This is a genomic window from Tardiphaga sp. (genome assembly GCF_028290495.1).
Classification (GTDB): Bacteria; Pseudomonadota; Alphaproteobacteria; order Rhizobiales; family Xanthobacteraceae; genus Tardiphaga.
Genome location: NZ_JAQGJT010000062.1, coordinates 1 through 12099, shown reverse-complemented (window position 1 = coordinate 12099; position 12099 = coordinate 1). Strand labels below are relative to the sequence as shown.

The following is a 12099-nucleotide window of genomic DNA, read 5'->3' as shown; positions in this document are numbered from 1 at the left end:
ACCGGCCCTGCGAAGGGCTGGTTGTCGCACCGGCATCTAGTCTGGCGCCCTCAGGCGATATCCAATTCCGGTTTCGGTCAGCACGAAGCATGGCCGTTCCGGATCGGGCTCGATCTTCTGCCGGAGCTGTCGCACATAGACCCTTAAATATTGCGGGTCGGTAAGCTCGTCCCACAATTCCTTCAGCAAAAAGCGATGCGTCAGCACCTTGCCGGCATGCTGTACCAGCACGCGAAGCAGGTCGTATTCTTTCGGAGAGAGTTTGACGTCGCGCTCGCCGACCTTCACCAGACGCCGCACCAGATCGACCGACAATTCGCCGGTGCGAAACACCGGCCGCTCGCCATGCACCTGCAACTGATGCCGCAGCGCCGCGCGCATCCGCGCCAGCAATTCGTCCATGCCGAAAGGTTTTGTCAGGTAGTCGTCAGCGCCCAGATCAAGCGCCTGCACCTTGCCGGCCTCGTCGCCCCGGCTCGACAGCACCACGATAGGCACGTGATCATTGCGGGCACGGATCATCCGCAGCAGATCATGGCCCTGAATGTCCGGCAGGCCGAGATCGAGGATGATCAACGCCGGATCCTGCACCAGCAGTTCGAGCGCGAGCTTGCCGTTGCTCGCCTCCAGAATGTCGTAACCCTGCGTGCTCAACCCCATGCGCAAGAGCTTGCGGATTGGCGGTTCGTCATCGATGACGAGGACCTTGATGGCGGCAGCGTTCATGCGGCGGTGTCCAGGGCTTCGGTCGCAGGCGGGACCGGCAGGCGAATGGTGAGAATGGCGCCAGACCGATCCGTGCGGTTGGCGGCCTCGATGGTACCGTGCATGGCCTCGATGAAACCGCGCGAGATCGCAAGGCCGAGACCGGTGCCGGCGCGGACGTGGTCGCCCTTTTGCGCCCGGAAGAACTTGTCAAAGATCTTCTCCAGGTCGCTGGGTTGAATTCCGCTACCCTCGTCGATCACCTGCAGCGTGACCCAGTCGGCGTCACGCGTCGCCTTGATGGCGATCGCGGTGTCAGCCGGTGCGTATTTAGCGGCGTTATCGAGCAGGTTGAACAGCACCTGCTCGAACAAAACGGCATCGAGCCGCAGCATTGGCAGCTCTGGCGCGAGTTCGAGCCGAACGGGATGCCGCACCAGTATCTTGCCGGCGCGGCGCAATGCGCTGCCGATGATCTCGCCGGGATCCTGTAGCGACGCATTGGGCAGCACCGCACCGGCTTCCAGCCGTGTCATGTCGAGCAGATTGGCGATGAAGCGGTTCAGCCGTTCGGATTCGTCGATCACGGTGGTGAGCAGATCGACCTTCTCGGCGTCGCTGAGCTTGGGCGCCAGGTCGCGCATCGTGCTGGCGGCGCCGAGCACCGAAGCCAGCGGTGTCTTCAAATCGTGCGAGATCGAGGTCAGCAGCGCCGCGCGCAGCCGGTCGGATTCGACACTGCGCTGGGCGCGGTCCATATCTTCGACGAGCTGCACGCGCTCGATCGCCAGCGCGCTCTGATCAACCAGCGCATCGAGCAACCGGCGCTGGTCTGGCGTCAGCAACGGACCGCTGCGATCATCATCGATACCAATCACGCCGATCGGCCCGCGGCCGGTGCGCATCGGCAGGAACAGACGCTTGGCGCCGGGCAGCGTGTCGGAGCCGCGGCCGGCCGGGCGGTCGTTGCCCCACGCCCAATTCGCCGCGGCGAGATCAGCGCTGTCGAGTTGATCCTCCGGCGGATAGCCCGCCTTGACGGTGATGACGCCCTGCTCCGGCAGCAGCAACACCACGCGCACCCGCAGCATCAGCGCGATCTGATAGGCGGTGGCCCACAGCACGTCATCCAGCTTGGCGGTGCCGGCCAGCTTGCGGCTGAAGGCATACAGCGATTCCGTGGTGCGGACGCGGCTGAAAGCCGAAACGGCCTGGGTGCGTACCCGCGCCGCGACGTTGGAGACCAGCATCGCGATCACCATGAAGAAGAAGAACGCCGCGACATTGGTCGGGTCGGTGATGGTCAAAGTATACACCGGCGGGAGAAAGAAGAAATTATAGCTCAGCGACGCCGCGACGCTGGCAAGTAGCGAGGGCCACAGCCCGAACCGCACCGCCACGCCGACAACCGCGGTGAGGAATACCAGATCGACATTCTCGATTCCGAAGGCCGGCCGCAATAATGTGGCGACGCCGAGCGCCACCGCCACGATCGCCAGCGCCGCCAGATAGGGCATGGTATCGAGCGGTTCGACGCGCTCGGCCGCCTGGACGGATTTCTTCGCCACAGGCTCCGCAGTGAGCGCGTCGCCGGCGATGACGTGAACACTGATATTGCCCGAGCGGCGCACCAGATCGTGGACCACCGAGCCGCGCAGCAGCTCGAACGCCCATGACCGCGAAGCCTTGCCGATCACGATCTGGGTGACGTTGTTGCCATGCGCATAGGCCAGCACGTCGTCGGCGATGCGACGCCCCGCTCCGGGGATCGTCAGCGCCTCGCCGCCCAGCGCCTCGGCCAGCCGCAGCGTGTCGGCAAGCCGGTCGCGCTGTTCCTCGGTGAGCTGCAGGCTGCGCCGCGTCTCGATGCTGATCGCGGTCCACGGCGCGCGCAACCGGTCGGCGAGGCGCTTGGTGTAGCGCACAAGGCCCGCGGAGCGCGGATCGTCGCTGAGACAGACGAGAATGCGTTCGCCGGCCGCCCACGGGCCGGCGATCGCATTGGCCTGCATATGGGTGAGCAACTGCTCGTCGACCCGCTCGGCGGTGCGCCGCAAGGCCAGTTCGCGAAGCGCCGTGAGGTTGCCCGGCGAGAAATAATGCTCCAGCGCGCGCTCGGCCTGCTTGGGGACATAGACCTTGCCCTCGCGCAGGCGCTGGATCAGGTCATCCGGCGTGAGGTCGATCAACTCGATGCCGTCGGCGCCGTCGAACACCGAATCCGGCACGGTCTCGCGCACCCGCACATGGGTGATCTGCGCGACCACGTCGTTGAGGCTCTCGATGTGCTGGATATTGACGGCGGTGTAGACGTCGATGCCGTGCGACAGCAATTCGGCGACGTCGAGATAGCGTTTCGGGTGGCGGCTGCCGGGCGCATTGGTGTGGGCGAGTTCATCGACCAGCGCGATCTGCGGGTGACGGGCGATCAGGGCGTCGAGGTCCATTTCCTCAAGGCTTTGACCCTTATGGTCGAAGCGCCGCCGCGGGATCACTTCCAGCCCCGCCAGCAGCACCTGCGTCTCGGCGCGGCCGTGGGTCTCGACGACCCCGACCACGACATCGACGCCGGCCTTCCGCCTGGCATGGGCGCTTTGCAGCATCTCGTAGGTCTTGCCGACGCCGGGGGCGGCGCCGACGAAAATCTTCAGCCGACCGGCGCGGTGGTCCGCCCGCCGGGCTGCTTCCAGCAGCGCTTCCGGCGAGGGACGTTGTTCGGGATCGCGGCGTTGATTTGCCATAAGGCAATATAGTCTCCGCGCCCCGCCGGGGCCACTGCGCTACCTTAAGAACGGCTACTTGGTTGCGGCACCATCTAGCGCCAGATTGAGCGCCAGGACGTTAACGCGGGGCTCGCCCAGCAGGCCGGCAAAGCGCCCCTCGGTCTTCTCCATCACCAGTTGGCGCAGCAAATCCTCGGACAATTTACGTGCCTTGGCGATCCGCGGGACCTGGAACAAGGCGCCTTCCGGCGAAATGTTGGGGTCAAGGCCGCTGCCCGACGTCGTGACCAGGTCGATCGGCACCGGCATCGAGGGATTTTCAGCCTTCAGCTTTTCGGTGTCCTCGGTGACGCGGTCGATCAGCGCCTTGCTGGTCGGGCCGAGATTGGCGCCCATCGAATTGATGGCGTTGTAGGGCTGCGGCACGGTCTTGGTGGCGTCCTTGGGGTCGGGTCCCGTCGTTGCCGAGGGGCGGCCGTGGAAATACTGGTCGGAGGTGAACTCCTGCCCGATCAGCGCCGAGCCGATCACCTTGCCGTCGCGCTCGATCAGGCTGCCTTGCGCCTGGGTCGGGAACAACAGCCCGGCGATGCCGGTCATGCCCAGCGGATAGGCCAGCCCGGTGATGACCGTGAGACCGAGCAGCAGGATGACGGCGGGACGAATTTCTTTCAACATGATGTGTCTCCTCAGACCAGATGCAGGGCAGTGACGACGAGATCGATCGCCTTGATGCCGATGAAGGGAACGATGATGCCGCCAACGCCGTAAATCAGCAGGTTGCGACTGAGCAAAGCGCCCGCGCCGATCGGGCGATAGGCAACACCGCGCAGCGCAAGCGGGATCAGAGCGATGATGATCACCGCGTTGAAGATGATCGCCGACAGGATCGCGCTCTGCGGGCTGTGCAGCCGCATGATATTGAGCGCGTCAAGCTGCGGATAGAAGGCGAGGAAGATCGCCGGGATGATGGCGAAGTACTTGGCCACATCGTTGGCGATCGAGAACGTCGTCAAGGCACCGCGCGTCATCAGCAACTGTTTGCCGATTTCGACGATCTCGATCAGCTTGGTCGGGTTGCTATCGAGATCGACCATGTTGCCGGCTTCGCGGGCCGCCTGCGTGCCGGTGTTCATGGCGACGCCGACATCGGCCTGCGCCAGCGCGGGCGCGTCGTTGGTGCCGTCGCCGCACATCGCGACCAGCTTGCCCTTGGCCTGCTCATTGCGGATCAGTTGCAGCTTGTCCTCCGGCGTGGCCTGCGCCAGGAAGTCATCGACGCCCGCCTCGGCGGCAATCGCAGCCGCGGTCATCGGATTGTCGCCGGTAATCATCACGGTGCGGATACCCATCGTGCGCAGTTCGGCGAAGCGTTCACGGATGCCGCCCTTGACGATGTCCTTGAGGTGGATGACGCCGAGCAGCTTGCCGTCGCGGGCCACCGCCAGCGGCGTGCCGCCGGATTTGGCGATCTCGTCGGAAATCGCCTGGATCTCCCGGGCCGTATCGGACATCGTCGCGGGCTGCATGGCCTGCGCGGTGTTGCCGGAGACAGCGAAGGTGCCGCCGCCGTTGACATAGGCCAGGATCGAATCGACCGCGCCCTTGCGAACCGAGGATCCGCCGGCATCGACGCCGCTCATGCGGGTCTGCGCCGTGAACGGCACGAAGCTCGCGCCAAGCTCAGCCATGTCGCGGCTGCGGATATTGTACTTCTCCTTGGCGAGCACGACGATCGAACGGCCCTCCGGCGTCTCGTCAGCCAGTGAAGCGAACTGCGCAGCATCAGCCAGTTCCTGCTCGGTGACGCCACGCACCGGACGAAACGCCGTCGCCTGACGGTTGCCCAGCGTGATGGTGCCGGTCTTGTCGAGCAGCAGCGTATCGACGTCGCCGGCGGCTTCCACCGCACGTCCGGACATCGCCAGCACGTTGAACCGCACCAACCGGTCCATGCCGGCGATGCCGATCGCCGACAACAACGCGCCGATCGTGGTCGGAATAAGCGTCACGAACAGCGCCACCAGCACGACGACGGAGATCGAGCCACCGGCATAGGCGGCATAGCTCGGAATCGTCACGGTGGCGAACACGAAGATGATGGTGAGGCCGACGAGCAGGATGTTCAGCGCGATCTCGTTCGGCGTCTTCTGCCGCTCGGCGCCTTCCACCAGTCTGATCATGCGATCGATGAAGGTGGAGCCCTGCGCCGCGGTAATGCGAACGCGTATCCAGTCACTCAATACCTGCGTGCCGCCGGTAACCGCGGAACGGTCGCCGCCGGATTCACGGATCACCGGCGCGGACTCGCCGGTGATGGCCGCCTCGTTGACCGATGCCACGCCCTCGATCACTTCACCGTCGGACGGGATGTTGTCGCCGGCTTCCACCAGCACGACATCGCCAATCTTCAGGCTGGTGCCCGAGACCATGCGGTAGCTCCTGTCACCGGCGCTGCCGGTCAGCAGCTTGGCCTGGCTTTCAGTGCGGGTCTTCTTCAGCGACTCGGCCTGCGCCTTGCCGCGGCCTTCGGCGACCGCTTCGGCGAAATTGGCGAACAGCACCGTAAACCACAGCCACAGGATGATCTGGAACGCGAAACCCAGATCCTCCCCGCCGGTGACGATGTTCTTGACGAAGATCACCGTCGTCAGCGCGGCGACGACCTCGACCACGAACATCACGGGGTTCTTGATCATCAGCCGCGGATCGAGCTTGGCGAAGGCCGAGCCGATGGCGGGGATGACGATTTTCGCATCGAGCATGGCCGAGACCGGCACCCGCTTCTGCAGTTTCAACGTTTCCATAGAGAGTACTCCGGCTATTCGATCAGAACAAAGTGTGGGCGGTCATCGCGAGGTGCTCCACGATCGGCCCGAGCGCGAGCGCCGGGAAGAAGGTGAGACCGCCGATGATCAGGATCACGCCGACCACCAGGCCGACGAACAACCCGCCGGTGGTTGGAAGCGTCCCTGCCGACGGCGGGATCGACTTCTTGGCGGCCAGCGAACCGGCCAGTGCCATCGCCGGAACGATCATGAAGAAGCGGCCGACGAACATCGAACTCGCCAGGGTGAGGTTGTAGAAGAAGGTGTTGCCGGTCAGGCCGCCAAACGCCGAGCCGTTGTTGCCGGTCGCCGAAGTGAACGCGTAGAGCACCTCGGTAAACCCGTGCGGGCCGGCATTGGCCATCGACGCGACCGCCGAAGGCAGCACCACCGCCACCGCGGTCCAGCCGAGATACATCAGCGGCAGCACCAGGATGGCGAGCATGGCCATCTTCACCTCACGCGCCTCGATCTTCTTGCCGACATATTCCGGCGTGCGACCGACCATCAGGCCGGCAACGAAAATCGCCAGCACGACGAACAGCAGCATGCCATAAAGGCCGGCGCCGACGCCGCCGATGATGATCTCGCCTAGCTGCATGTTGATCAGCGGGATCATGCCGCCGATCGCGGTGAAGGAATCGTGCATCGCATTGACCGCGCCGCACGATGCCGCTGTGGTGACGACTGCGAACAGGCTGGAGGCAACGATGCCGAAGCGAAGCTCCTTGCCTTCCATGTTGCCGCCGGTGAGGCCAAGCGCGTTGAGGCCCGTGGTGCCCGAGGCTTCGGCGCCGTAAGTGACCGCGACGCCGACGATGAACAGCACGCCCATCACGCCGAGGATAGCCCAGCCCTGCTTCTGGTTTCCGACCATGCGACCAAACACGTTGGTCATGGCAGCGCCGAGGCCGAAGATCGAAATCATCTGGATGAAGTTCGACAGCGCCGTCGGATTCTCGAACGGATGCGCGGCATTGGCATTGAAGAAGCCGCCGCCATTGGTGCCGAGCATCTTGATGGCCACCTGAGACGCCACCGGGCCGACCGCGATGGTCTGCTTTGCGCCCTCAAGCGTCGTCGCATCCACATAAGACCCGAGGGTCTGCGGAATGCCCTGCCAGACCAGGAACAGCGCGTAGACGATGCAGATCGGCAGCAGCACATAGAGCGTGCAGCGCGTCACATCGACCCAGAAGTTACCGATGGTGCGCATCGACGAACGCGAGAAGCCGCGGATCAAAGCCACGGCCAGCGCGATGCCGGTAGCCGCCGACAGGAAGTTCTGGTGCGTCAGGCCGACCATCTGGGTCAGATAGGACAGCGTGCTTTCGCCGCCATAGTTCTGCCAGTTGGTGTTGGTGATGAAGGAGACCGCCGTGTTGAACGACAGGTCCTGCGCCACCGCAGACTGCTCCGCGGGATTGAACGGCAGAACTGCCTGCAGCCGCAGCACGGCATAGAGGATCAGAAAGCCACCGACGTGGAAAAACAGCATCGCCACCGTATAAGTGAGCCAATGCTGCTCGCGCTTTTCGTCCACGCCGCCCATCCAGTACAGCCCGGCCTCGACCGGCCGCAGAACGGGGGACAGGAAGGTGCGCTCGCCGTTGAACACGCGGGTCATGTACCAGCCGAGCGGCTTCACCAACGCAACGACGACCGCACAGAATAGAATAATTTGAATCCAGCCAATTATTGTCATGTGACCGGGCCTTTCAGAACCGTTCGGGGCGCAACAGCGCATAGGTGAGGTAGATCAGCAGTCCGGTGGTAACGATGCCGGCGAGCGTGTAATCGAAAATCATGATGTGCTCCTCACAACCGTTCGCAGGCGTAGGCGTAGCCCACCGATAAAACGAAGAAGCCCAGACCGAGGGCCAGCATGACGATGTCCAGCATGGAAAACTCCGGATGCGCTGAGAGCGACGACCAAGGCGGCGTGCCCGTGATGGCCATGAGGTGCCACCGGCGACGTAGGTTTTCGAGATGAGGGAGCGGGCGGAGATATAGGAATCTCATAAAGACGCGGCGGCTTGCCTGCGCGAGCGCGCGGCTATCGCCTGTCGCGAAACGGGCCGCACGGACGGCAGGTGGGAACAGCCATTGGCGGCTCAACCGGCGTCAGTTGCTCGGACACCCTTGTCGAGACAGGACGCAGGGCGACGTGTTGGAGTCTGATCCACTCCGAATGCAGAGTCGGAGTTCAGTTCCCTCTACCCGCTTGCGGGGAGAGGCAAGCGCCGAGCGCAATTCAAACCTCGTGAGAAATATCTAGGTGTCGGCCGGACGCCCCACCGAATTGATGCGCCTGCCAGGCCTCACTTGTGAGGCAACCTGGACAGATACTCGTCCCGCAGCTTCCGCTTGAAGATCTTCCCGCTATCTTCGCGCGGCAGCTCGGCGACGAAGGAAATCTCTTTCGGGATCTTGAAATTCGCGAGGCGAGGCCGCAGAAATTCCTTCACGGCTTCTACCGAGAGTGCAGCCCCGTCCTGTAGTTGAATGCAACCGACCATCCGTTCGCCAAACTCGTCGTCCGGCACGCCAAAGACGGCACAGTCCCGCACGCCATCCAGCCCGATCAGCACGCCCTCGATTTCCGCCGGGTACACATTGACCCCGCCGGAGATGACCATGTCGCGCTTGCGATCGCACAGGAAGAGATAGCCGTCTTCGTCGAGATAGCCGACGTCACCTACACTGACGAGACCATCGCGTCCCGCCTCGGCGCGCTCCGCAGAACGCCCCTGATAATCGAAATCCGCCACTGCCGTCTGCCGCATGAAAATTTCACCGGGGACGTTGGCCTCACATGGCTGGCCGTCCTCATCGATGATCCGGACCACGCCGCCCTCGATCGCCCGCCCGACCGTGCCGGGCTTGGCCAGCGCCTCCTGCGAATTGTGCCAGATCGGAATGCCGGTCTCGGTCGAGCCAAGATACTCGTTGATCACCGGCCCCCACCACGCGATCATCGCCTGCTTGACATGCACCGGGCATGGCGCGGCGCCGTGCACCACGAAGCGCAACGACGACAGGTCATAGCGGTTCCTGATCTCCTCCGGCAGGCGCAGCAGTCGCACGAACATCGTCGGCACCATGTGCATATGCGTGACGCGGTGCCGCTCGATCAGTTGCAGGAGGTCTTCCGGATCGAAGCGCGGCTCCAGCACGATGTCGCAGCCGTGGCGGAACGCCATCATGCCGAACGAATTCGGTGCGGAATGATACATCGGGCCGTTCATCAGGATCACCTGCCCCTCATTGGGCTTGATGCCATAGGTGATAGCCCCCACGCGCTCGGACGCAGCGAGTTGTTCGGGGCGCATCGCATCGCGACGCACGCCCTTCGGTCGCCCGGTCGTGCCGGACGTGTAGAACATTGCGGCTGCGCGCATCGGCACCTTTGACGACGGCGCATGGCTGTCGCGCCAATGATCCCAGTCCTCGCAACCATCCGGCACGCGCGCAGCATCCGGGGAAAGCCCGAAGGCCGTCACGATCTCCGGGGGCGTGGCTACGATCAGGAGCTTCACGCCTACGGGAATTCCCGCGGCGATCTGCGGCAGCAGATCGGCATGACAGACCAGGATGGCCGCGCCGGAGTCGGCAAGAATGTATCCGACCTCCTCCGCCTTCAAGTGCCAGTTGATCGGCACCACCGGCGATCCCAGCCTGGCCGCCGCCGACGAGGCCTCGAACAGCGCGAAATCATTGCGCAGCATCAGCGCCACCGGCGCACCCGCCTGTAATCCCAATGCCTCGAAGCCGCTCGCCGCCCGCGCGATGCGTTCCTGCATCTCCGGAAAGCCGATTTGTCGGTCGCCGCTGACGATCATGTTCTGTCCTTGATGTGGCCAACCGAAGGTCAAACCCTCCGGTCGCTGATTTGGGATCTGCGCAGAAACGGGCCTATTGATCGTCCAGAAGTTCGCCAAAACCTTCCCAGATCTTGCCACTGAAGCGCCGCAGCCGCAGTTGCTGGAACGACAGGTAATCGTCCTTTCCGGTGGTGACCGTCACTCCGGGAAGCAGCAACGGGAGCGTCACTTTATTCAGCGATGTTGCCTGGCGCAAAATATTCTCCCGGCTGACATCGTTACCGCAGGCTTTGAGCACGTGGGCCATCAGGTGTGCGTTGAGGTAACCCGTCGCGTAGTTGGTGTTTCGGGGATCGGAGCCAGGCATCGACTCCTTCATGAAGGCGAAATAGGCCTTGACGTCTTCGTCGCTCGCCCACTGCTCGTCGTTGACGTCTTTTTGATAACTCGACGACAGCAGGCCGACAGCGTTCTCCAGCCCCGCAGGCTCGAGAAAGGAAACCGACGAGGCGGAGGTTGGCACGAATACCATCTCGGGCTTCCAGCCGATCTCGGTAATGCCCTTGATCAATTGCGAGGTAAACTTGCCCAGCGTCACCCCGAACAGCACATTCGCTCCAGACGCCTTGAGCGTCGCCAATTGCGAGGAGACGGTCGGCGCGCTGCTCTCGTAAGTCGCCTCCGAAACAATCATTGTTGCGGCCTTGGCACCCAGCGCGCGCTTGAATCCCGCCAGATAGTCGCGACCGAAATCGTCGTTCTGCGACAGGATCGCGATTTTTGCGTCCGGCTTGGCCTGCATGATGTATTTGGCATAGACGACGCCTTCGGATTCATAGGCGGCCATGCCCGGCATCGTCCACGGGAAGGCCTTGGGATCCGCCCATTTCGCGGCGCCGCTGAGCACGAACAGCTGCGGTACCTTCTTGCCATTGAGATAGCGGTGCACCGAATTGTTGGTCGCCGTCCCCAGCGTGCCGAACATCAGCAGCACCTCGTCCTGCTCAACCAGCTTGCGCGTCTGCTCCACCGTCTTGGGCGGCGAGTAGGCGTCGTCCAGGCTGATGAATTTGACCTTGCGGCCGTTGATGCCGCCCTCGGCATTGAGCTTGCCGAAATAGGCCTCCTGCGCACGGCCGATGGCACCGAAGCCGGACAGCGGCCCGCTATAGGGCAGCGTCTGTCCGATCCTGATCTCCCCTTTGGAATCGGCATTCGCCGCGTTCATGCCCAACGCAAGCGTGAGCAGTCCAAGCGCCGTCAGCGCCGCTGATCGCTTCATGGTCGTCTTCTCCCAGTTGATCGAACCGCGCTTATGCGCGTGCCCGTCTCGCAAAGTCTCCGGTCGCGTCTGCAAACTCGCGCTTCAGGCGATCAATGAGTTCCGCCACCGGCGGCACGTCCACGATCTGGCCGATACCCTGGCCCGATCCCCAGATGTCGCGCCACGCCTTGACCTTCATGTTGCCGCCGGAGCCGAAGTTCATCTTGCTCTTGTCGGCCACCGGCAGATTCTCCGGATCGAGGCCGGCTGCGGCAATGGAGGGGCCGAGGTAGTTGCCGTGAATGCCGGTGAAAAGATTGGTGTAGACGGTGTCCTGCGCGGCGTATTCGGTCAGCGCTTTCTTGTAGGCCGGCTCCGCGTTGGCTTCTTCGGTCGCGATGAAGCGCGTGCCCATATAGGCGAGGTCGGCGCCGAGCGCGAGCGCCGACGCAATGCTCCAGCCGTCGGAGATCGCACCCGACAGCAGGATAGTGCCCTTGAACCATTGCTTGACCTCGCGCAGCAGCGCGAACGGCGACAGCGTTCCGGCGTGACCGCCGGCGCCGGCGCAGACCAGAATGAGGCCGTCGACGCCCTGTTCGGCGGCTTTACGCGCGTGCTTGACGTTGATGACGTCGTGGAACACCACGCCGCCATAGGAATGCGCGGCGTCGACGATTTCGGAGGGCGGCCGCAGCGACGTGATGATGATCGGCACCTGGTGCTTGACGCAGGTCTCCATGTCTTTCATCAGC

Annotated in this window: 10 protein-coding genes; all 10 read right to left on the bottom strand. The window is 63.6% G+C overall.

Translation table 11 applies throughout. The features are described from left to right. Nucleotides 1-36: 36 nt before the first annotated feature. On the bottom strand, nucleotides 37-726 hold the full coding sequence (locus tag JWQ24_RS11665) for a response regulator transcription factor (RefSeq protein ID WP_299807795.1): 690 nt from the start codon (nucleotides 724-726) through the stop codon (nucleotides 37-39). Beyond that, nucleotides 723-3446 carry a sensor histidine kinase KdpD gene (locus JWQ24_RS11660; protein WP_299807793.1) on the bottom strand — a complete coding sequence of 908 codons (2724 nt, stop codon included), beginning with the start codon at nucleotides 3444-3446 and terminating at the stop codon, nucleotides 723-725. Before JWQ24_RS11660 ends, JWQ24_RS11665 begins: the two co-directional genes overlap by 4 nt. A gap of 54 nt (nucleotides 3447-3500) precedes the next feature. Further along, nucleotides 3501-4106 (bottom strand): K(+)-transporting ATPase subunit C, encoded by a 606-nt coding sequence (locus JWQ24_RS11655; RefSeq protein WP_299807791.1) that lies wholly within the window; start codon nucleotides 4104-4106, stop codon nucleotides 3501-3503. Nucleotides 4107-4117: 11 nt separating this feature from the next. Further along, nucleotides 4118-6235 (bottom strand): potassium-transporting ATPase subunit KdpB, encoded by a 2118-nt coding sequence (gene kdpB / locus JWQ24_RS11650; protein ID WP_299807789.1) that lies wholly within the window; start codon nucleotides 6233-6235, stop codon nucleotides 4118-4120. 22 nt (nucleotides 6236-6257) lie between these two features. After that, on the bottom strand, nucleotides 6258-7961 hold the full coding sequence (gene kdpA, locus JWQ24_RS11645) for a potassium-transporting ATPase subunit KdpA (RefSeq protein WP_299807787.1): 1704 nt from the start codon (nucleotides 7959-7961) through the stop codon (nucleotides 6258-6260). A gap of 13 nt (nucleotides 7962-7974) precedes the next feature. After that, complete coding sequence (locus tag JWQ24_RS11640; RefSeq protein ID WP_299807785.1) at nucleotides 7975-8064, bottom strand: K(+)-transporting ATPase subunit F; 90 nt, start codon at nucleotides 8062-8064, stop codon at nucleotides 7975-7977. A gap of 10 nt (nucleotides 8065-8074) precedes the next feature. Beyond that, nucleotides 8075-8215: a hypothetical protein gene (locus tag JWQ24_RS11635; RefSeq protein WP_299807783.1), complete on the bottom strand. Its 141-nt coding sequence runs from the start codon at nucleotides 8213-8215 to the stop codon at nucleotides 8075-8077. Between the two features lie 362 nt (nucleotides 8216-8577). Then, nucleotides 8578-10098: an acyl-CoA synthetase gene (locus JWQ24_RS11630; RefSeq protein WP_299807781.1), complete on the bottom strand. Its 1521-nt coding sequence runs from the start codon at nucleotides 10096-10098 to the stop codon at nucleotides 8578-8580. A 73-nt stretch (nucleotides 10099-10171) separates the two neighbouring features. Further along, nucleotides 10172-11362, bottom strand: a complete 1191-nt coding sequence (locus tag JWQ24_RS11625) for an ABC transporter substrate-binding protein (protein WP_299807779.1) — start codon at nucleotides 11360-11362, stop codon at nucleotides 10172-10174. 31 nt (nucleotides 11363-11393) lie between these two features. Next, nucleotides 11394-12099 (bottom strand): nitronate monooxygenase family protein (locus JWQ24_RS11620; RefSeq protein WP_299807777.1); only part of this gene is annotated, 706 nt, incomplete at its 5' end.